Here is a 22,370-nt window from a genome sequence, read left to right as displayed (position 1 = left end):
AGAAAGCAGAAATCACGCCCGCGGCAAGTCGCCCTGCTTGATGCGCGGGAGAGGCAGCTGCAAGGCGAACTGTGTCCGTCCCGGTTGTGACGTTACGGTTACCCGGCCGCCGTGGGCTTCAACGATGGATTGGACGATGGACAGGCCCAGGCCGCTGGTGCCTTCGGCCGCTGATGCTCCCGCCTGGTCTCCTGAACCCTTTCGGGCCGCGTCTGCGCGGGCAAAGCGTGAAAAAACATGGTCCACGAATTCGGCTGGGATGCCGCCGCCGTCGTCCGTTACCGTTACGATCGCCGCGCCCTCGGGTGAAGTGCCGACGCCGGTCACCACTGTTGTGCCGGACGGTGTGTGCTTGCGGGCGTTTGAGAGCAGGTTGATCAGCACCTGGCGCAGCTGCGAGGCGTCGCCGTTGACCACCACCGGCTCATCGGGCAGCTCGAGGCGCCAGGTGTGTCCGGGGGCCATCACCTTCTCGTCGCTGACGCTCTCCACCACAAGCTGCGTGAGGTCCACTTCGCTGAGTTTGAGCGGCTGCCCCTCGTCCAGGCGGGCGAGCAGCAGCAGGTCCTCCACCAGCGCCGTCATCCTTTCGGACTGGCTCTGCACCCTGGCCAGGGACTTCTGGCCGTCCGGAGTGAAGTCCTCAGTCATCCTCATCAGCTCGGTGTAGCCGCGGATGGCGGTCAGCGGGGTCCGTAGCTCGTGCGATGCGTCCGCCACGAACTGCCGCACCTTGGTCTCGCTCTTCTGCCGCGCCTGGAGCGCACTGGCCACGTTGTCCAGCATGAGGTTCAGCGCATGGCCAACGCTGCCCACCTCCGTGCCAGGGTTGGAGTTCGACGGCGGCACGCGCACCGCCAGCGCCACCTCACCGGCGTCGAGCGGCAGCTGCGACACCCGGGTGGCCACCTCGGAGAGCTGCTCCAGCGGCTTCATGGTGCGCCGGATCAGTATGGTCCCGGCCAGCCCCACCAGCAGCAGGCCGCCCAGCGAGACGAACACGAAGGTCCACACCAGGGACGTGAGGGTGCTTTCCTTGACCGCGAGGGGGAGTCCGGTCACCAGGACATCGCCGAAATTGGTTTTCACCGCGACTAGACGGTAGTTACCGTTGGAGAGGTTGCGGTTCACCGGCTGCTCGTCAGTGTTGAGCGCGAGCAGGACTTGCTTGTCCTCAGTGGACAACGGGGACCGCGTGGTGTCCGGGGCGAGGAATCCGGCGCTGTTCACCTGGCCGTTTACCACCCGGGCGTTCAGGGTGCCCACGCTCTGCCCGCGCGCGTCCAGCGGGTCGCGTCCGTTAAAACCGCCCATCGGGGGACGGCCGGGATCGTTGGACCGCTCAGCGGCCTGGCTCAGCTGGTCATCGAGCTGCCGTGTCAGGAAGGCGTCCATGGACGCGTAGCTGACCACACCCACGGCACCGCAGATGGCGATCAGCAAGGCCATGGCCAGGAGGATCAGCCGGGTCCGGAGGTGCCAGGTGGCGGGTTTGAGCCAGCTCCGGCGATGGGACTGCGGAGCTTCGGGGGAGCTCATGGCGCCTACTCCGCCGGCTTGATGACGTAGCCGGCGCCGCGCACGGTGTGGATCATGGGCGGGTGGACGGCATCGATCTTCTTGCGCAGGTAGGAGATGTAGAGCTCCACGATGTTGGCCTGGCCGCCGAAATCGTAATCCCACACCCGGTCCAAAATTTGTGCCTTGCTGATCACCCGCTTGGGGTTCTCCATCAGGTAGCGGAGGAGCTCGAACTGGGTGGCCGTGAGCTGGACGTCTTCACCCGCCCGGGTAACCTCTCGTGTATCGACGTTGAGGACAAGGTCGCCCACCACCAGCTCGGCGGTGTCCATGGCGGCAACGCCCGAACGCTGCACCAGGCGATGGAGCCTGAGCAGGACTTCCTCCATGCTGAACGGCTTGGTGACGTAATCGTCGCCGCCTGCGGCCAAACCCACAATCCGGTCCTGGACGGCGTCCTTGGCCGTGAGGAAGAGCGCCGGCACCTCCGGCGCGAAGGCCCGGATCCTGCCCAACAGCTCAACGCCGTCGAACCCGGGAAGCATCACGTCAAGCACCAGCACATCCGGGCGGAAGTCTTTTGCAAGCTTCATGGCCTCCGGGCCGTCGGCGGCCACAGCGACCGACCAGCCCGCCATCCGCAGGCCCATACTCATCAGTTCGGAGAGGCTCGGTTCATCGTCCACAACCAGGGCACGGATGGGGGAGCCGTCCGGGTGGGTAAGCGTGGGAAGGTTGTTGGTCATGGAGTGCGAAGTGCCCATGGGACAACTCTCCGATCATTCGTTAAAGCCGGGCTATGGTGTTCCTGTGCCCAGGCTGTGAATAGCTTAGCCAGCTGGTGCCGACCGGACGCACGACCTGACATTCCCGGGCAGTGGCGCAGCAAAATTTTTTCGCTCCCGTCGGCTCCCAGCTGGATATGCAGGACACGGCGCTTCTGTAGCCGGATCAGCTAAGTCTTTCAACCCCTCCTGCCTGATCGTCCCCGCCATAAAGGCGCTATTGCTAACAGGGTTTACTCTCCCGGAGATCTTGGACAAAAACCATTCTTGGGTTTCCCATGCTGCCCCCTTCTGGTAAATCAATAATGGACGTTCCGTAGCCTGCCTCGGCCGGACAAATCCATGCTTGCTAATCACGCTCCGGACCTCGGGCGACTTTGAACCCGGCTACAGCTGGGGTCACGGGCTATCTGCGGCTGGAAATGGGAGACGTTGGAGTCGCTCCCTGACAACAGGTGTCTTCGTCAGGAACCGGCACGGGCCGGAAGGATAGCGGGCATGATGTTGCGGTCCAGTAATCCGTAGGGGGCGATGGCACTGGACTGAACGGTCTTGTCCGGGGTCAGGTCCAAATCCGCGGGCTATTGGAACGGAGGCTGCAGAAACGTCCGGGCGATGGCGGGAGGTGCAAGCGTGGGGCAACACCGTGCAAAAGGGTGTCAGAGGTTAGCGGCGCGGTCCGCCGCCACCGCCGCCGGGGCCCTGGGCCGCGGTGTACTCGCCGGCCGTAACCGTGCCCTGCTCTGTGGCGCCATCCAGGGACCCTTCGCCGATGCCAGCGCTGACCGTCGCCGTGCCGCCGGTGTAAATGGTGTATTCCTGTCCCTCGGCGATTGCAGCGGAGGAGAAGACCAGTGAGGCGGTGGCCTTGCTGGTGACGAATGCCGCCACCACGGTGCCGGAGGAGTCGGCAATCTGGACCACGGTTCCCGCGGCGACTGATGATCCAAGCGTGACCTGCACGCCGGACTGGGTGGAGGATGAGCCGGGCGTAACCACCATGCCGGCGCTTCCTGCCGCCGCCAGGGTTCCGCCGGTAACGGCCAGTTCTCCATTGACGTCGAGGGCACCGTTTCCGCTGTTGGTGGGTCCGTTGACGACGACGGTGCCGCCGGAGATGCTCGCGTTGCCGTTGGAGTCCAGGCCGTCGCCCTCGGAGTTGATGGTCAGCAGGCCGCCGCTGATGTCCACGGTGTAATCGCCTGCGGCCATTTCACCGCCGCCCATCCCGCCGGTGCCGGTGCCGGAGGTGCTGCTGCCGCCTGAGGCGTTAACGCCGTCGTCGTTGGCCGTGACGGTGGCGGTGCCGCCCTGCATCATGATGTGCTGGGCTTCCAGGCCCTCCTCGGATTCCTCTACCGTGGTGGTGCCTGCCGCGATGGCGAGGGTATTGAAGGCCTTGAGGCCGTCATCCCCGGCCACGACGTTGAGGGTGCCGCCGTTGATCAGGACCCATCCGCGGCCCTCGTCTTCCTCGTTGTCGGACTTGAATCCGTCACCGGCCGCGGACACCTGGTATGCCCCGTCGAGCAGCACTGTGTAGTCCTTGCCCACGATGCCGTCGTCCGCTGCGTCCACTGTCACGGATCCAGCCGCCAGGACCAGGCCGTCCTTCGAGGAAATGCCATCGTTGAAGTTGCCGTCCACCGCCAGTGAACCGGTGCCCGCGATCGTCAGGTCCGCCATCGAGTACAGCGCGGCATTCGGCGCGTCCGTCCCCTGGGCTGCGTAGGTTGACGCATCGGTGAGGGAGTTGGAGGTCTCATCCTCGAGGTAGATGATGGCCTCGTTGGCGCTTTGCACTACAAACGGGGAGCCGGTGGTGCTGGTGATGTCCGCGCCGTCGAGGATGATGCGGACCATGTCCTCTTCGCCGGCTGCCACCACGATCTGCCCGTCGGACAGCGAGCCGTTGAGGCGGTAAGTGCCGGCCGCGGTGATGGTGACGGTGCCGCCGTCGACCTTTACGGAGTCTGACGAGCCGGCTGTCACCGTGCTGGCACCATCAGCGAGGGTCACGGCTACTTCGGAGGGAGCATCCCAGGTGAGGTCGTCGGCGTCGTAGTGGGTGTCGGCGGCCAGGGTGTCCAGGGAGACGGCCTGCGTGGTGCCGGAGGTGGCGGCGGACGAGGTGCCGGTGCCGCTGATGGCTGAGACGCCGGTGGGGGAGGTGCCTGCTGCCGAGCAGCCGGCCAGGCCAATCGTGACGGCGAGGGCCGCGACGGAGAGGTGGGTACGGAGGTTTTTCATCGCAAATCCTTTGGGAAGTCTTGGGTGAGGGTTTAAGTGGGAAGGGGGGAAGCCAGGTTGGGGACTAAGCGGCGGCGCGGAGGGACAGGCCGCGGCTCAGCGTTCGGTTCCAGCGGTTGGCGGGAAGGTTGGGGCAGAGGGCGGCCATCCCGGTGGCGAACTTGGAGATCCGGGAGGGCCGGACGCCGTGGGCCCAGAGATGCCGGTCGAGCGGGCCGGCAGTGGAGCCCGATTTGGTCTCCAGGATCACAGCGTCATCCAGTACCCAAGCGGAGTGGGCGGGGCGCTGCCACGTCACGCCGGTATCGATCGTGGCCCGGCTTCCGGACTCCGGCAGGTACAGGGTGGTTCGCTTGTAACGGGTTTCCAGCACTGGCCCGAGACGGCCGGAGGGCATGGCACCAACTGACGCAGTGAGCGTTTCGCGTACGTAGTCCAGGCCCTGGGTGGTGAGCCGGGCGCGGTCTTCAAGGTGGTAAGGAATGCGCTCTTTGACCGTTGCTTCGCGGGCGCCTTCGGTTTTGACCTCCAAAAAGCTCACCCCGCTTTCCACGTAGGTTCGAGTGCGGATCTTGTAGCGGCGCCGGCGGCCACGGGCGGCGAGCAGGTAGCTGTCCAGGTTGGCGGTATCAAAGTAGACGGAATCGTAGGCGAAGCTGCGGGAGCCGCTCATCTCCAGCACCCGAACATCGGCCCGAAACGTGTCCAGCAGTTGGCGGGCGAGCCCTGCGTGAACCACGTACTTGCGGTCTACGCGGGTCTGGAGCGCGGCTTCGCTGTTGAGCTCTTCCAGCCCTACCGGGGGGAGGGAACGAAGATTGCCGGTGACGTCTGTTCCGGTGGTGCTCATGCGGCACCTGCCCGGGCCGTGCCGTGTGAATAGCCCGGAGCTACGACGCCCGGCTCAACGGATGGGTCTTCCGTATGGCGAGGTGCCGCCGTCGTGACGGCCGGGCTGCTGGCGGGAGCGGTGAAGACGGCGGGGGAGTAGGCGTACCGGACGTCAACGATGGTTTTGTCGTTGACAAGGTCCAGCTCCTGAACGGTAGCCGAGTGGACCTTGCCGTGCAGTACTTCCTCAAGCCGGGCGTAGAGTTCGCCGTCTTCCGCGATGGCGCGGTCCAGGACCACGGTCTGGTGGCGGTGGGCCGGCAGCACGCGGGGGTGGTCTCCCACGAACATCACCAGCAGGATCAGGGCCATCAGTGAACCGGTCAGCCACAGGGGTTCGATGCCCAGGCCCGCGATCAGGCCGAGTGCCAGGGCTGAGAAGTAGTAGGCGACCTCGTGCTGGGCCAGCTCGGTGGAGCGGAGCCTGATGATGGACAGGACGCCGAAGAGCCCGAGTCCCAGGCCGAGCCCGGCGGCTGATCCGGACAGTGCCGTGGCCACGGCCAGGACGCCGACGTTCATGCCCAGGTAGGACACCACCAGGTCGCGGCGGCGGTGGCGGCGGAGGTACAGGGCGAAGGTCAGGAGGCTGATGGCCGCGAGGTCGGCAAGGATGAAAATGACTGAGTTCATGGGATTCTCCGGGATGTTTCGGTGGGCTGGTCTTTACTTTCCCGGCCCAACCTGTGCAGGTGCTGTGCCCGAACCTAGCCGGATGTATGAGTGCGGACCGGTGCTTCACTGGATGTGCTGCCAGCCGCTTCCGCGGATGGCTTGCGCGCGAAAAGCCAGCGCTGCTGCACCGCGAAGCTTGCTGCCAGCAGGACGATTTCGGCCAGGATCTTGGCCGGCAGTGCCAGCAGGCCGGCGGCTTCGAGGGCCCAGATCAGGCCGAAGTTCGCGGCAAGCAGCACGGCGGCAAGGCTGAAGTAGCGCAGCCCCGTAGCCGTGGCGGGTTTGTCCCTGCCGTGGTCGAAGACCACATTCCGGTTCACCATGAAGTTCACGCCGGCGCTCACCGCGCGGGCGCCCAGCACTGCCAGGAGCAGGGAATCGACAAGCAGCGTGAGCAGCAGGAACAGCACGGTGTCCAGCAGGAAAGCCGTGAAGGACGAAGCCAGGAACTTCAGCAGCGGCGCGTAGATCCGCACCGAATCTGCCACCGGCCGGAAGTGCGATCCGGCGTTCTGGTCCAGGTAAACAGTGGCGATCTCCAGTGACCGGATGGAATAGCCGGCCTGCCTGGCTTCAAGCAGCAGGTTCAACTCATACTCGTAGCGGTCGCCGCGGACCGACCTCAACCAGGGGATCATCGCGGCCGGGTAGCCGCGGAGGCCGGTCTGGGTATCGGGGATACGCTCGCCGGTCGCCAGCGTGAAGAGTACCTTGGTGGCGTTGTTGCCCAGCCGGGAGCGCGCAGGGACCTGCCCGGTGAAGGACCGGCTGCCCAGGACCATGGTGGCCCAGCTTTCTGTACCGGCGCGGTTCTGTCCGAGGACTTCCGCCACCCGCAAGATGTCCACCACTGTGTGCTGGCCGTCGCTGTCGGCGCAGACCACATCATGGCCCGGGAGGTTGTCGGCAATGAAACCGAAACCGGTTTTAAGGGCAAAGCCCTTGCCGCGGTTGCGCCCATAACTGATGACGTGGCACCCAAGTGCCCTGACGCCGTCGAACACGTCCCGGTACTGCGGGCCGCTGCCATCGTCCACCACCACAATGGGAACATGCGGCTCGTCTTCGCGGATGGAACGGATCAGTGCAGGCAGCTGCTGATCCGGCTCGTAGCCCGGGATCAGGATGATCATGACGTGCCCTGGCCCTCGATGTAGAGGATGTCGGAGGTGCCGCGTTCCTTGTTCTCACCCAGCGGGTTGTTCACCAGTCCGCCGTTGAAGTACATGGTGGACGAGCCGCCGCCGTCGATGTTGTAGGCGGTGGTGGCGCCCAGGCCCTGCATAATTTCGGCGAGGCCGGTCATGGTGACACCGGCGCTGTAGCCAGGGCTGCGGCCGTCCACCACCACAAACACCAAATGGTTCTGGTCAATAATCCCAACGGCGGTACGCGGATGTTCTCCCTGGATGGAGTGGTTACCGAAGTTGGTGTCTACTTCAACGTCCTCGATGCCCTCGGCCACCTCGCCGTTGTCGAGGAGGGAAGGGCCAAACGAGAGGGTGTTCCAGACGCCGTCGGCCAGCAGCTGTTCGGCGGTGGTGGTGGTTTCGTCGTACACCTTGACCGTGCCGTCGTGGTAGAAGGCCAGGCCCTGCCGGGCGCCTTCATCCCGGAAGACCACGCCGTTGCGGATCACGATGCCGGTGTCGCGGAAGCCGTAGTAGTCCCCGTTGATGGCGAAGACGGCGTTGTTCGCCTCGGCGATCGCAGAGGTGGTTTCGGTGATGTTCTCACCGAAGCTGTCATTGGCGAACGCTGACTGGAGGGTGGTGGCATCATCGAGGACGACGTCGGCCACGTAGTAGGTGACCGTACTGTCGCCACTGCCGGTGGTCACCGTGGAAATGGTGATGTTCGACGATTCGGAGGAGTAGGTGGTGTCCGTGGTGACGGCAGTGGCGGAGGCCGTGTCCGCCGTCGTGCTGGTGGAGGTTCCCGTGGAAGTGCCAGCCTGGCTGGCCTCATAGGCGGAGACATCAGAGATCTCCACGTGCTGGACAACGAAACGGTCCAGAGCCCATGCGGTGGCGCCGCCGGCTGAAAGGGTCAGCGCCACGGCCCCCGCGACGACGGCGCGCCGGAAGCGGCCACCTTTACGAAATTTGATTTGCTCAGAAGTCATGCCTCATTTCTAGGCAGGACACTTAGCAGAGGGATGTGCCGGGTATGTGTGGAACCTGTGAAACGAGCTTGCTAAAAGGGTTCTGCTGTAAAGCGAGAGGCAGAAACCATTTGAGATCCTGCATTGTTGCATCGGTGTGGGCTTGCGGGCTTGGAGGAAGCGCTGGGATTGACGTTTTCGTGGATGCCCGTTTTGCCCGGACCGGGGGTCTGTACGTTCCGTGGCGTAGGAGGAACGCTTGCTCGTTCGCTCGTATCCCAGCTCCTTGATTACAGGCGTTTGGCCGGCCGTCCGGCTTACCTTCGTCTCCCGCTCGTCAGTGAGCACCCTGCCGCTGACCCAGCGCAGCCTCGGCGTTCCCCGGGGCGCCTCCTTCGCGGTGCCGCTGGGCGCCACCACCAAGATGGACGGCTGCGCCGCCATCTACCCGGCCATCGCGGCAATCTTCGTCGCCCAACTCTTCGGCATCCAGCTGGACTTCACCCAGTACCTGCTGATCGCCTTGGTCTCCGTCCTGGGCTCCGTGGCGACCGCCGGAACCACCGGCGCCGTCGTGATGCTTACGCTGACCCTCTCCACGCTGGGACTGCCGATGGCCGGCGTCGGCCTCCTGCTGGCCATCGATCCCATCCTGGACTGGGCCGCACCGCGGTGAACGTGGCAGGCCAGGCCTTGGTCCCCACCATCGTAGCCAAGCGCCGGGGCATCCTGGATGAGTCGCTGTACAACGCACCCCGCAGCGGCACACCGTTTGTGGATGACAGCGACGACGCCTCTGTAGCGTCCGACGGAACCAGCACGTACACCGCGCGGCCTGAACTGCAGGATGCGAGGGCATAACTGCACAGTGTGATCTGGGCGGTGTGATCCGCAGAGTGTGATCAGAAGGAAGTCCCCGGGAATCTTACCCGGGGACTTCCTTGTGTTGCGGGCTTTTTGGCGCCGGGTCAACGGCCGCCGATAACCCCGTTCTGCACTGCCTTGGTGACGGCATCGGCCTCGGTCTGGGTCAGCTTGCCGTCCGTCACCGCCTGGTCCAGCCGGGTCTTGAGGGCCGCAGCCTTCTCCGCCTGCCGCTCGCTGCGCAGCTCCTCCAGCGCCGCAGTCACCGTGGACTCGTCGATGTCCAGCGATTCGGCAAGCGACGTGGCCAGCGCAGCATCGCGAGTGGCAGCGTCCGGTTTGGTGCCTTCGGCCGGCGGCGTGGCGGGCTTGTTGGCTTCCCGGAAGGCCTGGAGCGCTTCCGTGACCTTTGCTTCCTCAACCCCGAGCTTTTCCGCGAGCACGGATGCCTGCGCCACGCCGCGTTCGCCGCCGCGGCCGCCGTGCTTACCCATGCCCTGTTCCGTGCTGCCATGGGCAGAGGCGCTGCTGCTCGCGCTCGGGGAAGGAGTCGGCGTGGTGGTGGCGGAGGCCATGCCGGCGACTCCAAGTCCGGCACCTAGGGCCAGCGCCGTAGCTGACAGGCCGAGGGTCATTTTCTTTGTGCGTGACATGTGTTTGTCTCCTGAATCCGCCGTCATTGACGGCTGCTGTTGGTTTGCCTCGTTTGGGACGTTTCCAGCATCGGAAAACAGCTTCTGGAGAACCTTTCGGGAACCTTTCATTCAGCTGTGAAAAAACTTGCTCAGAGTGCAAAGCTGCACGGAGCGTAAGGGCGTGACGCCCCCCTCCTCAGGGGCAACAGAAGCTCCCGCCGCCCTCTCGCGGCGCGAGCTCAACAAAGCCGCCACGCGCCTGGCCATCACTGAAGCCACACTGGACCTGCTGCGTGCCAAGGGACCGGGCAATTTCACCGCCGAGGCTGCCGGGATCTCCCGCCGCACGTTCTTGAACTACTTCAGCAGACTTCGAAGGAAAAGCCGCCTCTGACCCTGCACAAACAAAAAGCAGTGTCGGACGAGCTCTCTCATTAACTTCTACTCGTCCCACTCAAAACATCCACATTGGAGATTCCGTCAAGCTAGCTCGGCCGGCAAACCTTGCTTGCTGATCACCGGCCGGAACTGGGGATGACTTCAATCCATCGGTGGCTGTGGTCAAATCGGGTTAACCACGGCTGGGATTGGGAGCCTTTGCGGTAGCTCCCTGGCAGCGGTAGCGGTGGATAACCTATGAGAATTGTCCCCGGCTGTGGGCCGTGGCAGCAGACTTCTTCACTGTGATGCGAGAACCAATTCGGACTGTTTCTGCAGTGCAGGCACGGGGGTGTTTGTCAGGTTGGGGTGTGCCCTAGCTAGGCGAACCCCTCGTGATTCTGTGCCGAACAGGACTTTGTCCTGCAGCACGGAGTTGGCCGACGCGGAGGTGGGATTCAGGGAAGTATTTGGGGGAGTTGTGGGTCTCCGACTTCCATCTAGATCCCGGGCTCCTAGGCCGCTAGGATCTCGAGACTGAAAGTGAGCCTGCAGCTAGGGGCGAGGTGTAGAGCGAACTCCGGTGACGCAGGGCCTTTGGAGTTTCGAGGATGGTTAGGTCCTTCCCACGGAATTTTGAGGGATCGGAACAGGTTTCGTAGCCGCTGTCAGCCTAGTCGGAGCGGGCATCGGTACGTTCCTGATGCCCGTGTCCATGGAAAACGGACCCTCAGAAAGGGCTTCCACGGGCTAGTTGCTCTGGGGCAACAGATAAGTTCTTGAGCGGGCGGGCCATTCAAGGAGCGAACCTGGGTTCGCTGTCATCATTCCCCCAAGGAGATCATCCCCTGCCAGGGCCTGTACCTAGGCCAAGACTATATGTAGGGCCTTCGTGCCGGGTGAACGGCCAGTCGCTGCCGGAGACGAGCCTGTCTGCGCAATCTCGCTCCAAAAGTTCGGCGAACATCATTTCGGCCTGCTGGGGAGAGGACCGGTAGGGGCCGGATACTTTGACCCATACATGCTCGAGGAGGGCGAGCTCAAGCACCGTTTGGATGGCCTCGGGATAATCCGGTTGCGGAAGTCCGAGGTGGTCGATGACCAGCTTCCCGGGCCACGCCCGAAGCGCCGGAGTGAGATGGAGCCATTGCTGCCCCGAAGGCTGGATTTCCAGATGCCATCCATGCTTTGCCATCCCGGCAGTAGCTGCGGCTCGCCACGCCGAAGAGAAGAGGTCCGGAATTGTTTGGCCGATGGGATTTAGCCTTACCCGCGGACCCTGCGGCGTGCAGGCGCCCCAGGCTCTCATCGGCCAGTTCGGAGCGGACGTCTCCGGATGACAGCACGGCCGCTCCCGAAGTCTTTCGGGAGCGGCCGCAAGAGCAGACAGGAGATAGCTGTTATTTGAGCCGAGAAAGCTGGGCTAAACCAGAACAGCCCGGTCTACACCGTTAGCGTTCAGCAAAGCGAGGTACTGATCCAAAGTAGCCGCATAGTCCGGCACGTAACTTGCATCAGAAACCGCACGCAGAGCGGGCTCAAATATGGAGGAACCCGAGCGAAGATGGGAGCAAGGCTGCGCCGTGAGCCCATCTGCATAAGCGTCAATCGATGTACCGGAGTCGCTGCTTCCAGCGGACCGCGCACCGAGTAGATGTCCAAGCCAAGTTCGCCGGCGGTAAAGCGCCGGCGTTTGCCTTCTTTGCGGTTCGCTTTTGTGCTCTGCCGCTGCTACGTCGGCGGCCGGGGACGACGATGACGTCGTCGACCGGCAATTAGTGCAGCCACATTCTCCGGGGTCAGGCCTTAGATTCGGTGCGCACCATGGAGTCAAAGTCTGGTGCGTCCTTGACGAGGCCGCTCTCGTCGTGGAACGTGCGGGACACGTTGAATGAGGCGTCCGAGATATCAGGGCTTTTAGGTGTTTGTTTGGGAAGAATGTCCATCAACGCTGTGACGGTCGCTGGATCCGTTTCGTTCAGGTATTTGCTCAACAGTTCCTTGGTGCCGTCCGGATTGTTGTGAATTTCATCGAGTGAGCGTCCGATTGAGGTGTGGAATGCTTCGATCTGTTTGGGCTTGTCGGAGATAATCTGTTCACTGCTGAAGGCCACACCATGGAGTGCGCCCTTGAGGATCGGAACGTCACCCCGGCCGGGAGAGATGTAGATCTTGCCGACGTTCTGCGTCTCAGCCATCTGGCCGATGGGCTGGAAGAAAGCCAGTGCATCAACGCGGCCGGCCGTGAGCGCGCCGATGGCTGCTGTCGCTGCCGAGCCGAGGTTGACCAGCGTCACCTCCCTGGAAGCGTCCATGCCAACGGTACCCAGCAGGTAGTTCACCAGTGCTTCGGTTCCGCTGCCCGGGCCTGTTATGCCAACATTCTTCCCGGAAAGTGCACGGATTTTTTCCTCCAAGGGAGCATCCGCGCCGGGTCCTGCGAAGTTGGTGCCGGTAACAACGTCAACGTAGTATTCCGTAACCAGCGCCGACACGAGCTTTGCGCCTTTGTCGACCTTCGCCAGGTTGAACGCGTCGGTCATGACGCCCGCGCCAACGTCAATGCTGCCGGAGCGCAGGGCAGCCGCCAGTTTTGCGCCTGTGCCCAGGCGCGGACGTTCACCCATCTTGAGACCGGCATCGGTGAAATAGCCCTTTTCTTCGGCAACGAAGAGCGGGAAGAACGCCACTGAATTGCTGATCTGCCCAATGTTGAGGACTGACAAGCTGCCTGAGCCCGATGAGCCCGATGAGCCGGATGTCGGGTCAACGCACGCCGTTGTCCCCAATGTTCCCAGCAGGGGAACGGCAAGCATTGATTTCAGAATGTTTCTGCGGTTGGTGGTGTGCTGCGGGTTGAAGCGCTCTGCATTCATGGTTTTCCTTCTGAGTCTTTGTGCCTGTGGGTCCGTAGGACGGACTGCGCAGTCAGGCGGCTTCGCCTGTTGGCTTCCAACGGTTGACGCGCCTGCCCAGGCTGGCGACGGCGAAGTTGAGGATGGACGCGATGATGGTCAGGACGACGAGGGTGGCGAATACGCCTGCAGTGTCGAACTGTGAGGCCGAATCGTTGATGAGATAGCCAAGCCCGGAGTTCGAGGCCACCAACTCACCAATGACGGCTCCGATGAGCGCATAGGGGATGGCTACCTTCAGTCCGGTCAGGACGCCTGTCATGGAGGCAGGGAGGACGACTTTCAGCAGGACTTCTTTGCGGCCGCCGCCCATAAGGCGGACGGCGTCGATGAGGCCTTTGTCCACCTCTCTGACTCCCGCTGCGGTGTTTAGGAAGACCAGGAAGAAAACTGTTGCGGCGGCAAGCAGCACTTTCATGTCCATGCCGATGCCGAACCACACAATGAACAGCGGGGCGAGTGCCACTTTGGGAATCGAATAGAGGGCGAGCATGAATGGTTCGAACACCTCGTAGACGAGGTCCCAGGAGGCGAGCAGGTAGCCGACAACGGCGCCAGCCACCGCGCCCAGCAGGAATCCGTAGATGATCTCCTGGACAGTTACAAGGCTGTGTATCCAAATGGTTCCGTCTGCCATCCACTGAACGAGGCGTTCGACGATCAGGCTCGGACGGCTGATGAAAGTGGCATCGATCCAGCGCCCGGCGGCCACTTCCCAAAGCACCAGAAAAAGGGTCAGTGTCAGGACCCGAAGTATCCAGATAGTGGTTGATCGCCCGTTCTTTTGCCACCAGGACCGGTTGACTTTTTCTATAACGGGCCCATGGCCCGCGGTGGTGTTCACGTCAGTTTCCGACGGGATTTTGGTTTGGTGGACGACTGGCTCTGTGGCGCCGGCGGAGCTCATTGGGAGCCCTCCTTCAATGCTCGGGACATGCGGTGGTGGAGTTCAACGAAGACCGGGTCAACCCGGGCGTCGTCCAAATCCCGGGGCCTGGGAATATTGATCGCTTCGTCGAGCATGATCCTTCCAAGCTTTCCAAGAACAACGACCCTGTCCCCCATCAACAGGGCTTCCTCAATGTCGTGTGTCACGAAGATGACTGTCTGGCCGCTGCCTTCCCAAAGGCGGAGCAGTTCAGCTTGGAGTTCGGACCGCAGTTGCGCATCCAGCGCACCGAAGGGCTCGTCCAGCAGCAGCGTTTCAGGGGAGTTGGCGAGCATGCGCGCGAGGCTCGCACGTCGGCGCATGCCGCCGGACAGTTCACGGGGATAGTGTTTTTCAAAACCCTTCAGGCCCACGCGGCGGATTAGATCGGCCGCGGCGGTCCGCCGGGCATCCTTCTCGGTGCCCCTCAGTTCCAAGGGCATTTCGACGTTGCGCTGCACGTCGCGCCATGGCATCAGTGTGTCTGACTGGGTGAGGTAGCCGATATCGATCCGCGGGCCGCTGAGCTTCTGCCCTTTGTAGTGAACTTCGCCCGCGCTGGGTTTGGTGAGGCCCGAGAGCAGATTCAGCATTGTTGACTTGCCGCAGCCGCTCCGTCCCAGGATTGTGACGAAGCTGCCCTTGTGGATTTCGAGGTCGAAGTCGCGAAGGGCGACTGTGGCCACGTCATTGCGTTCAAACTGTTTGGTGAGGCCTTTGATTTCCAGGAGCGCGCTCATAGCGAATCAACAACTTTCGGCATCAGCCGGCGGGAAGCTTCGACTGGATATGGGGGTGGTACGGCCAGGAGTCTGTGCTGTGCCATTACGCCTTCTTTCAGGGGATCTTGTTAGTTCTCGTGATGGAACTTGGAGGGTGCGTCTTCAAGAGGTGCAGCGCCGGCAAGCCACCGGCTGTTATGGACCGCCATGGTGCGGATTTCTTCGTCAGAAAAGCCGACCTGGAGAAGGCGGTCCGCCGCCAGGGCCAATCCGTGTTCGACCGGAGGATTAAACGGCTGGCCAAGGTCGCTGCTTATGACTGAATGTTCCGGGCCAGCGTGCCGGATATTGTGAAGCCAAAGTTCCCAGGAGACTTTTCCCGTGAGGGGAGTGGTCAAGCACCGTTCCAAGAGCGCGCCCCGGTCCGCGAGTTCCTGTTGCCTCTCGAGCACCATCCGCTGGGATGTGAACTCCGGATGCGTAATTACCATCCGTTTTACACCCAGCTCGCATGCTGTCCGGATGATGCTGCGGGATTCATCGGGATGCAGATGCCCGGTAGCAAGTGTCATCTCGTGTTTTGCTATCAACTGCAGCACCTGCCGCGCCTTGATCGTGACGTTTCCATCACTGTCCAGCAGCTCGACGGCGTCTGCAGCCATGCCGGCTTCGCGAAGGTCGTCCTGAAGCTGTGCCCACATCGGCGGAGTTGCGCCTTCCGGTTCTTCCGCCAGGCAGGAGCGCTGATTGGAACTGTCAACGGTCGGCAGCCAAACAAAGCGTGCCCCTCCGCGCGCCGCAATTTCGACGGCAATGGGATTCAGGCCACCGACTGAGGCGTTCAGCGTTATGGCACCAACCGCGTCGACGTCCGGACGCAGGCGCCTTACGACAGCTGCACGCTCCGCGGTGGGAACGTAATGCGACTTCAGGACGAATCCCGCCAGGCCTTCTTCCGCAAAACGCTCACTCAGGGTGACATCGTCGATTCGGCGCTTCATGACGTCCGGGGCGACATGAACATGCACGTCGTAGCCACCCTTCACAAGCTCCCGGGCGTGAGCGCTCGGTACGGGATCATCCACGTTGTTTGCTCCTTTGCTAACAAGGTTGTGTCTTTATTGTGAACAATCTTGATCACAATGTCAACGATTTTTGTGACCCACGCCATGCCCGCGGCTGCGGGACCCGGCGCCCGTGCAACGGGGTGGACGGAAGTGGACTCCTCACCTATGGTGAGGGGCAGTTAGCGGGCGACCGCCCGAGTTGTGTCAAGAATTGGGAGTGGATTTCAGGGACGATATCCACTCCAAGGTCCCCTGGGTCATCCAGTATGGCGTGCCCAGTTCCTTGAGGAACCTCAGGGCCTCGTTGACTTCATGGGTCCGGCGAGCTGCATGGTGGTGCGAGCCGCTGATAAGCCGGTCCACAAACTCCCTTCCATTGGGACCTAGCTCTCCCGCAATGTCAGCGAGGAGCCATTCCGAGCAGTCCGCAGCTTTTCCCGCAGCTTCACATTCGAGTACCAGGCCGGCCAGGCCCTTCATGAATACGCTCCGCAGAAGCTTCCTGCCGGCTGCTGCCCCGGCTGGGCCGGGCACGATATCTACCGGAGTTTCCAATGATCTGAGAATCGCGGCGAAATCGGCGGCTCTTTCGCCACTCACCATCAAGGGCGTCCTACTGCCGGCCCGTGGGACTGGTGCCATGACCGCAACGTCGACCATGGAGGCCCGATGTGATGAAGCCAGTGCAGCCAGCTCGGCCTTCGCGGAGGGGCTTGCGGTGTTGAAATCTGCGTAAATGGCGGAAGTCGGCAGGAGCGGCATTATGCTTTGGGCAACTCGCAGGCAGGCAGCTGCACCTACCAGGCTGATAACCACATCGGAGCCCTCAACGGCGGCCTCCATATCGTCCAACTGGGTTATGCCGGCGGCTCGGACGTCCACGAACGGGTCGTAACCGCGGACCGTGGCACCTGCCTCGTTCAACCCTTTGACATAGAACAGTCCGGCTTCGCCTAGACCAAGAACGGTTATAACGCTCATAACCTTGCCTTCGGTAACTTCATGTTCACCTTCTGTTCTCGAGTAAGTGCGCGTTTGGACTCTTAGGCGACGGGCCAGGACGGCCATTGCGGAAGACTCGGGGCATGCTTCGTGAACCGGCGCCGGTGCTCCCTTCTCACTGCAGACGTGTGCTCATGGCACCCGGGAGGTGGCGCTCGGCAAGGTCGCCGACGGTGTAGGCGTCAGATCCTCGTAGCGGCTCGCCTGGGAGGGGGGCGCCGGGCGTGTCTTGGGGCCGAAGATGGCGAGGACAATTGCCCCGAAGAGCCAAGTGCCGGCAATAAAGAAGAACACGCTTTGGTAGCCACTCCCTGTGTACAGGCCCGCGATGATCAGCGGACCCGCGGCATTGGAAAGCCGGCCCAGCCCGTAGGAGATGCCAGTGCCCAGGGAGCGACCGGCGATGTCAAACACTTCGGGGGAGTAGGCGTAGGCGAGGGCCGTGTAGCCGCGTTCGAAAAGGTTCACCAGGAACCCGAAGACGACGATCAGGATGGGGTTGAAGGTGAGCCCGTAGACAAGTCCGCAGATGGCTATGGTGGTGCCGAAGACGACGAGGCACCACTTGCGCTCGAAGCGGTCGGTGACCAGGGAGGCCAGATAGGACCCCAATGGTGCTCCCACGGTGGTGAGGGCCACAAAGAAGATCGAATCCTTTACGCTGAAGCCTTCCTGGGCCAGCAGTGTCGGCGCCCAGCTGGAGTAGCCAAAAAAACCGATGGTTTGGGTGACCCAGAGGACCGTGAGGAGCAGGGTGGGGCCGAGGTACTTTTTCTGTAGCAGAAGTGTGAGCGGTGCCTTGGCCTTCGTTGTCTGTACTGGCGCGGATACCGGCGCCAGAGGCGTGGGCAGCTTTCCCGTCTCCGCCGTGACGCGGGCTTCGATCTGGGCGAGGACGGCCTCCGCCTTGTCGTACTGACCCTTGCTCTCGTACCAGCGGGGGGACTCTTTGAGGTATTTGGTGAAGAGGATAAAGAAGACGCCGAGCGCTCCCCATAGGTATACGAGCCGCCATGACCAGTCACTCAGTGGAACCACCGCGCTGGCAAGGAGGTTTGTGGCAGGGGTTCCACAGATTCCAATGACGATGGCGTATGCCTGGTACTTTCCGCGGACAGCAGCGGGGAAAATTTCGTTGACGTAGATGACCGCTACCACGGTCATGGCTGCCAGTCCGGCCGAGGTCAGGACACGGAAGGCGCCGAGTGAGACGATGTCCCACGAGAATACGGCGGCGAAGGAAAAGACCGAATACCAGACGGTGGTGATGGTCAGCGCTTTTTTGCGCCCCCAACGGTCGGCCAGCCAGCTGGCGATCAGTGAGCCGAAGAACATGCCGATGAACGATAGGGACGTGACGTAGGCGATCTGGTTGATCGTGACGCCCCACAGGCTGATGAGCGCCGGGACGGTGGTTGCGAAGCTGTTGATGTCCGCGAACTCGAAGAAATAGGCGAATGAGACAGCAATAAGCGTTACTTTGTGGAATCTGGAGATCGGAAGCCGGTCAAGCCGGTTTGCCGCATTGGAATGCATCGTTGGAGTCCTTGGAAGAAAGGGTGCGGAAGGGATCAGACTTCTTGGCCCGGCCAGTAGAGCCGCATGGGGTTGGCGACGAGGAGCTTATGCTGCTGGTCGCCTGTCCGGGCTACCTGGGGGATGTAATCCACAAGGAGTCCGTCATCGGGCATGTGCCCCGATAAGTTGGGGTGGGGCCAGTCAGTGCCCCAGAGCACCCGGTCCGGGAATTCCTCGATGACCCTGCGGCCAAAGGGTACTGCGTCCCTGTATGCCTTTTGCTCGCCGTCCAAGGCAGGAGGCCCGGTGATGCTGAGGCGCTCCGGGCAGCTGACTTTGACCCAGACGCCATTCTTGTCAACAAAGCGTAGGAAGTGGTCGAAGTCGGGGCCATTGACAGGTTTCGTCACGTCCGGCCGTCCCATGTGGTCCACCACCAACGGCGTGGGAAGAGAGCCGAAGAATCCTTCCAGGTCTTCCAGGTCTTCGCCCTCGAAGTAGATGACGACGTGCCAGCCCAAGGGGGCGATCTTCTTGGCGATGGCGGCGAGGTCATCCTGCGGGGCGGCGCTGACTAATCGCTTGAGGAAGTTGAACCGTACGGCCCGCACCCCGGCGTCGTCCAGTCGGCGCAGCTCTGCCTCGGTCACATCAGGACGGACCGTGGCGACACCACGTGCGCGCCCGCCGGAAGCCTGCACCGCGTCGACCATGGCACTGTTGTCAGCGCCGTGGCATGTTGCCTGCACGATGACGTTGCGGCTGACTCCGAGATGATCCCGGAGGGCAAAGAGATCTTCCTTGCTCCCGTCGCACGGGGTGTACTTCCGTTCCGGCGCAAAGGGGAACTCGGCGCCTGGACCGAAGACATGGCAGTGCGCGTCCACTGCGCCGACGGGCATCTGGAATCGGGGCTTGGATGGGTTGTTGTACCAGTCCAGCCACCCCGGGGATTTTGTAAATTGTGTACCCACGCGGGTCTCCTATGAGCAGATTGTTCTCAGTCGATGTATCGAAGCCCTGCAGCTTCGAGCGGGCCGCGCATGGAGTAGATATCCAGGCCCAGTTCTCCGGCGGCGAAGCGCTGGCGTTTACCTTCCTCGTTCTTTTCGCGGGTCTGTGCCGCTGCTGCCACCTCAGCGGCACGGGCGGCGGGGACCACTACCACGCCGTCGACATCGGCAATGACGACGTCCCCCGGATTGACCAGGGCGTTGGCGCACACAACGGGGATGTTGACCGAGCCCAGAGTCGCTTTCACGGTGCCTTTTGAGTTAATGGCACGGCTGAAAACAGGGAAGTCCATGTCTTGCAGCGTAGCCACGTCGCGGCAGCCGCCGTCGATAACAAGCCCTGCGGCCCCGCGAGCCTGCAAGGACGTGGCGAGCAGGTCCCCGAAGAAGCCGTCCTCGCTCTCTGTCGTGCAGGCGGCGACCAGCACGTCGCCGGCCTGGACCTGTTCGGCAGCGACATGCATCATCCAGTTATCACCTGGCTGCAGCAGGACGGTGACGGCAGTGCCGCAAAGTCTGGCACCGGGGTAGACGGGCCGGATGTACGGGCGCATCAGGCCCAGGCGGCCCATGGCTTCGTGGATGGTGCTTACGCCAAATGCAGAGAGGGCTTTGACATCAGCCTCGGCTGCACGGTTGATGCTGCGGTGGACTACTCCAAGTTCTTGCATGGATCCTGCTCCTTTGGGTCGGCTTGTGCTCAGCGGCCCTGCTGCTTGAGCAGGGCATTCAGGCGGGGGTAAACGGATCGGGAGTTGTGTTCCTGAACGGCGGCTATATCGGCTTCATTCAGACTCGAGGAGTTGATATAGCGGGCGGTGTCATCGAAGTTGTGTCCCGTGCAGGGGTCGATGTCCCGGACGGCGCCGATCATCTCGGACGCGAACAGGACGTTGCGTGTTGGAATAACGTCGAGCAGCAAGTCGATCCCGGGCTGATGGTAAACACAGGTGTCGAAAAAGACGTTGTCCAGCAGGTGCTCTTCCAGGCTTGGCTTGTTCAATGCCATGGCCAGACCGCGGAACCTTCCCCAGTGGTAGGGGACGGCGCCGCCGCCGTGCGGGATAACGAGTTTCAGGGTGGGAAAGTCGGCGAACAGGTCACCCTGGATCAGCTGCATGAAGGCAGTAGTGTCGGCGTTCAAATAGTGCGCGCCGGTGGTATGAAAGGCCGGATTGACGCTGGTGCTCACGTGCACCATGGCCGGGATATCGTACTCCACCATTTTTTCGTAGATCGGGTACCAGTATCGGTCCGTCAGCGGCGGGGCGCTCCAGTGACCGCCGGACGGGTCCGGGTTCAGGTTCAGGCCAACCGCACCATACTCCTCGACGCAGCGTGCAAGTTCGGGGACGCAGGTCGCCGGATCAACGCCGGGGGACTGAGGCAGCATGGCTGCCGGGACGAAGCGTTTGGGGTAGAGCTGGCTGACCCGGTAGCAGAGCTCGTTGCAGATCGCCGCCCACTCGGCCGAGGTCTCGAAGGTGCCGACGTGGTGGGCCATGAAGGAAGCACGGGGTGAAAAGACTGTCATATCGATGCCGCGCTCATCCATCAGGCGCAGCTGGTTTTGCTCGATACTTTCCCGTAAATCGTCGTCGGAAATCTTCAGATCGGAGGGATGGGGGGCTTGGGAGGGCTCCTTCAGCCCTTCTATTTGCCGGTCGCGCCACTGGCCGAGAGCGGGAGGGGCGGTGGTGTAGTGGCCGTGGACATCGATGATCACTGTTCTTGCTCCTTAAGAGATGAGACGTTCGGTGTCTGGAGGTTTACGGGAACCAGTACGTCGCCGGCCATGATCAGGCGGGCGGTGCGGAGCAGGCCGGACTTCCCTACACCGCCGGGACCAGCAGGGTCCAGACCCAGTTGGACGGAGAACTCCCCGCTGGGGTGTTCCACCGACACCGTGAGCAATCCATGCCCGGACACCGCGGCAATGCGGTTCGCCACGGTGCCGCCTATGACGCAGGCTGTGGCGGCGGTGACGGCCGCCAGCACGCCGATCGATTCGTGGCAGACGTGCGGGATGAAGCTGCGGGTACTGATTGTCCCGCCGGCGGCAGGAGGGGAAACGAGGGTCATTTTGGGATAGTTTTTGGCGCTGACGTCACCGAGGCCCATCAGATTGCCGCAGGTGAGGCGGAGGGCTTCGAGACGATCTTTCAGATCACTGTCCTTGTTGAGCTCGGTCGCTGACTCCTGGCCGGTGCGGTGGAGGTCGGCGGCGTTGACGATGACCAGCGGCTGACCGTTGTCGATGCACGTGACATCTATTTTTCCGAGGCCAGCTATATTCACGGTGTCCCTGACGTTGCCAGTGGGCAACAGGGAGTCGCAGATGGAACCGGCGGTGTCCAGGAAGTTGATGGTCACAGCGGCGGCAGTACCGGGGACACCGTCGATTCTGGCGTCCCCGGCATACTGGACGTACCGGCCATATTCTCCTACCGGCGTCTGGATGCTGATCTCGGCCACCAAGCCGGTATTCAGCGTGAGGACGCGGAGGGTGGTGACGTCGCTGTCTGGGACCAGGAGGCCGGATTCGACGGCGAACGGCACCACGGCGGCCAGCATGTTGCCACAATTCGGTGTTGTGTCCACGCGCTCACTGTTCGGTTGGAGCTGGGCAAACAGGAATTCAAGGTCCACCCCGGGACGTGTACTGACGGACACGATTCCGGCCTTGCTGGTCAAGGGGTGGGCACCGCCCAGGCCGTCAATCTGCCGCGGATCGGGGGAACCCATCGCTGCCAGCAGAATTGCGTCTCGGGCGGCAGCGTCCCGTGGCAGGTCGTCGGCCCGAAAAAACGGGCCCTTGGAGGTACCGCCGCGCATGAACCAGCACGGGACAGCCAGTTGGCTCCCTGAGTATCGACGGCGGGCCCTCTCGGCGCCCTGGATGGTCGCTTGAACCACTTTGTTCGCTCCCTTGATAGTGATGCAGACAACAATATCGGCTAGTAAAATTGTTTGCAATCTAGTTAGCAAAATGTTGTGGCAAAGTTTTCCTGTGAGCAAGGTCCTCGGTCCCGGGTCGGCGGCAGGGGAAACCCAGTCCTTGAGGCCCGAACCTAACGAATAAGTGCGGCTCGGCGAGCTGGC

At 62.5% G+C, this 22,370-nt stretch carries 18 protein-coding genes and 3 pseudogenes; 2 read left to right on the top strand and 19 right to left on the bottom strand.

Annotation, left to right across the window (positions count from 1 at the left end; translation table 11 throughout):
• Window positions 1-12: 12 nt before the first annotated feature.
• The 7 genes from AC5RT4_RS15130 to AC5RT4_RS15100 form a co-directional block, all read right to left on the bottom strand.
• Window positions 13-1,539, bottom strand: a complete 1,527-nt coding sequence (locus tag AC5RT4_RS15130) for a HAMP domain-containing sensor histidine kinase (RefSeq protein ID WP_494106295.1) — start codon at window positions 1,537-1,539, stop codon at window positions 13-15.
• Window positions 1,540-1,544: 5 nt separating this feature from the next.
• Window positions 1,545-2,285, bottom strand: coding sequence for a response regulator transcription factor (locus AC5RT4_RS15125; RefSeq protein WP_494106294.1), 741 nt, complete (start codon window positions 2,283-2,285; stop codon window positions 1,545-1,547).
• Between the two features lie 687 nt (window positions 2,286-2,972).
• Window positions 2,973-4,556 (bottom strand): carbohydrate-binding domain-containing protein, encoded by a 1,584-nt coding sequence (locus AC5RT4_RS15120; protein WP_494106293.1) that lies wholly within the window; start codon window positions 4,554-4,556, stop codon window positions 2,973-2,975.
• 64 nt (window positions 4,557-4,620) lie between these two features.
• The gene (locus tag AC5RT4_RS15115; RefSeq protein WP_494106292.1) at window positions 4,621-5,406 is read right to left on the bottom strand and encodes a polyphosphate polymerase domain-containing protein; all 786 of its coding nucleotides are present in this window, start codon (window positions 5,404-5,406) and stop codon (window positions 4,621-4,623) included.
• The gene (locus AC5RT4_RS15110) at window positions 5,403-6,080 is read right to left on the bottom strand and encodes a DUF4956 domain-containing protein (RefSeq protein WP_494106291.1); all 678 of its coding nucleotides are present in this window, start codon (window positions 6,078-6,080) and stop codon (window positions 5,403-5,405) included. Before AC5RT4_RS15110 ends, AC5RT4_RS15115 begins: the two co-directional genes overlap by 4 nt.
• Before the next feature lie 74 nt (window positions 6,081-6,154).
• Entirely contained in the window at window positions 6,155-7,255 is a 1,101-nt protein-coding gene (locus AC5RT4_RS15105; protein ID WP_494106290.1) for a GtrA family protein, read from the bottom strand.
• Window positions 7,252-8,247, bottom strand: a complete 996-nt coding sequence (locus tag AC5RT4_RS15100; protein WP_494106289.1) for a phosphodiester glycosidase family protein — start codon at window positions 8,245-8,247, stop codon at window positions 7,252-7,254. Before AC5RT4_RS15100 ends, AC5RT4_RS15105 begins: the two co-directional genes overlap by 4 nt.
• A 238-nt stretch (window positions 8,248-8,485) precedes the next feature.
• Between AC5RT4_RS15100 and AC5RT4_RS15095 the strand changes: the two are divergent.
• Window positions 8,486-9,087, top strand: a pseudogene (locus tag AC5RT4_RS15095) (dicarboxylate/amino acid:cation symporter); the annotation flags it as partial.
• A gap of 107 nt (window positions 9,088-9,194) precedes the next feature.
• On the opposite strand, the gene AC5RT4_RS15090 reads toward AC5RT4_RS15095, so the two are convergent.
• Window positions 9,195-9,743: a hypothetical protein gene (locus AC5RT4_RS15090; protein WP_494106288.1), complete on the bottom strand. Its 549-nt coding sequence runs from the start codon at window positions 9,741-9,743 to the stop codon at window positions 9,195-9,197.
• 163 nt (window positions 9,744-9,906) lie between these two features.
• Between AC5RT4_RS15090 and AC5RT4_RS15085 the strand changes: the two are divergent.
• Window positions 9,907-10,092: pseudogene (locus AC5RT4_RS15085) on the top strand (TetR/AcrR family transcriptional regulator); the annotation flags it as partial.
• An 852-nt stretch (window positions 10,093-10,944) separates the two neighbouring features.
• Here the strand turns inward: AC5RT4_RS15085 and AC5RT4_RS15080 are convergent.
• The 11 genes and pseudogenes from AC5RT4_RS15080 to AC5RT4_RS15030 form a co-directional block, all read right to left on the bottom strand.
• Window positions 10,945-11,505: pseudogene (locus AC5RT4_RS15080) on the bottom strand (amidohydrolase family protein); the annotation flags it as partial.
• A gap of 397 nt (window positions 11,506-11,902) precedes the next feature.
• Complete coding sequence (locus AC5RT4_RS15075; protein ID WP_494106287.1) at window positions 11,903-12,979, bottom strand: ABC transporter substrate-binding protein; 1,077 nt, start codon at window positions 12,977-12,979, stop codon at window positions 11,903-11,905.
• Window positions 12,980-13,031: 52 nt separating this feature from the next.
• The gene (locus AC5RT4_RS15070) at window positions 13,032-13,925 is read right to left on the bottom strand and encodes an ABC transporter permease (protein WP_494106286.1); all 894 of its coding nucleotides are present in this window, start codon (window positions 13,923-13,925) and stop codon (window positions 13,032-13,034) included.
• On the bottom strand, window positions 13,922-14,686 hold the full coding sequence (locus AC5RT4_RS15065; RefSeq protein WP_494106285.1) for an ABC transporter ATP-binding protein: 765 nt from the start codon (window positions 14,684-14,686) through the stop codon (window positions 13,922-13,924). Before AC5RT4_RS15065 ends, AC5RT4_RS15070 begins: the two co-directional genes overlap by 4 nt.
• Before the next feature lie 110 nt (window positions 14,687-14,796).
• Window positions 14,797-15,753, bottom strand: coding sequence for a DUF6282 family protein (locus AC5RT4_RS15060; protein WP_494106284.1), 957 nt, complete (start codon window positions 15,751-15,753; stop codon window positions 14,797-14,799).
• 186 nt (window positions 15,754-15,939) lie between these two features.
• A complete protein-coding gene (locus AC5RT4_RS15055; protein ID WP_494106283.1) occupies window positions 15,940-16,716 on the bottom strand; it encodes an NAD(P)-dependent oxidoreductase in 777 nt (258 codons plus the stop codon).
• A 153-nt stretch (window positions 16,717-16,869) separates the two neighbouring features.
• Window positions 16,870-18,273 (bottom strand): MFS transporter, encoded by a 1,404-nt coding sequence (locus tag AC5RT4_RS15050; RefSeq protein WP_494106282.1) that lies wholly within the window; start codon window positions 18,271-18,273, stop codon window positions 16,870-16,872.
• Window positions 18,274-18,308: 35 nt separating this feature from the next.
• Window positions 18,309-19,229 (bottom strand): amidohydrolase family protein, encoded by a 921-nt coding sequence (locus AC5RT4_RS15045; protein WP_494106281.1) that lies wholly within the window; start codon window positions 19,227-19,229, stop codon window positions 18,309-18,311.
• A gap of 26 nt (window positions 19,230-19,255) precedes the next feature.
• Entirely contained in the window at window positions 19,256-19,939 is a 684-nt protein-coding gene (ligK, locus tag AC5RT4_RS15040; protein ID WP_494106280.1) for a 4-carboxy-4-hydroxy-2-oxoadipate aldolase/oxaloacetate decarboxylase, read from the bottom strand.
• A 29-nt stretch (window positions 19,940-19,968) separates the two neighbouring features.
• Entirely contained in the window at window positions 19,969-20,994 is a 1,026-nt protein-coding gene (locus AC5RT4_RS15035) for an amidohydrolase family protein (RefSeq protein ID WP_494106279.1), read from the bottom strand.
• Complete coding sequence (locus tag AC5RT4_RS15030) at window positions 20,991-22,184, bottom strand: 4-oxalomesaconate tautomerase (RefSeq protein WP_494106278.1); 1,194 nt, start codon at window positions 22,182-22,184, stop codon at window positions 20,991-20,993. Before AC5RT4_RS15030 ends, AC5RT4_RS15035 begins: the two co-directional genes overlap by 4 nt.
• Window positions 22,185-22,370: the final 186 nt, after the last annotated feature.

Source organism: Arthrobacter sp. sptzw42 (assembly GCF_059089685.1).
Note: the sequence above shows the minus strand (reverse complement) of the source record. Positions and strands in the feature narration are given on the sequence as shown.

Excerpts from the sequence above, each read along its gene's own strand:
- AC5RT4_RS15055 (WP_494106283.1), bottom strand. The coding sequence starts at position 16,716 with ATGAGCGTTATAACCGTTCTTGGTCTAGGCGAAGCCGGACTGTTCTAT.
- AC5RT4_RS15120 (WP_494106293.1), bottom strand. The coding sequence starts at position 4,556 with ATGAAAAACCTCCGTACCCACCTCTCCGTCGCGGCCCTCGCCGTCACG.
- AC5RT4_RS15105 (WP_494106290.1), bottom strand. The coding sequence starts at position 7,255 with ATGATCATCCTGATCCCGGGCTACGAGCCGGATCAGCAGCTGCCTGCA.
- AC5RT4_RS15100 (WP_494106289.1), bottom strand. The coding sequence starts at position 8,247 with ATGACTTCTGAGCAAATCAAATTTCGTAAAGGTGGCCGCTTCCGGCGC.
- AC5RT4_RS15110 (WP_494106291.1), bottom strand. The coding sequence starts at position 6,080 with ATGAACTCAGTCATTTTCATCCTTGCCGACCTCGCGGCCATCAGCCTC.
- AC5RT4_RS15115 (WP_494106292.1), bottom strand. The coding sequence starts at position 5,406 with ATGAGCACCACCGGAACAGACGTCACCGGCAATCTTCGTTCCCTCCCC.
- AC5RT4_RS15070 (WP_494106286.1), bottom strand. The coding sequence starts at position 13,925 with ATGAGCTCCGCCGGCGCCACAGAGCCAGTCGTCCACCAAACCAAAATC.
- AC5RT4_RS15090 (WP_494106288.1), bottom strand. The coding sequence starts at position 9,743 with ATGTCACGCACAAAGAAAATGACCCTCGGCCTGTCAGCTACGGCGCTG.
- AC5RT4_RS15125 (WP_494106294.1), bottom strand. The coding sequence starts at position 2,285 with ATGGGCACTTCGCACTCCATGACCAACAACCTTCCCACGCTTACCCAC.
- AC5RT4_RS15075 (WP_494106287.1), bottom strand. The coding sequence starts at position 12,979 with ATGAATGCAGAGCGCTTCAACCCGCAGCACACCACCAACCGCAGAAAC.
- AC5RT4_RS15050 (WP_494106282.1), bottom strand. The coding sequence starts at position 18,273 with ATGCATTCCAATGCGGCAAACCGGCTTGACCGGCTTCCGATCTCCAGA.
- ligK (WP_494106280.1), bottom strand. The coding sequence starts at position 19,939 with ATGCAAGAACTTGGAGTAGTCCACCGCAGCATCAACCGTGCAGCCGAG.
- AC5RT4_RS15065 (WP_494106285.1), bottom strand. The coding sequence starts at position 14,686 with ATGAGCGCGCTCCTGGAAATCAAAGGCCTCACCAAACAGTTTGAACGC.
- AC5RT4_RS15130 (WP_494106295.1), bottom strand. The coding sequence starts at position 1,539 with ATGAGCTCCCCCGAAGCTCCGCAGTCCCATCGCCGGAGCTGGCTCAAA.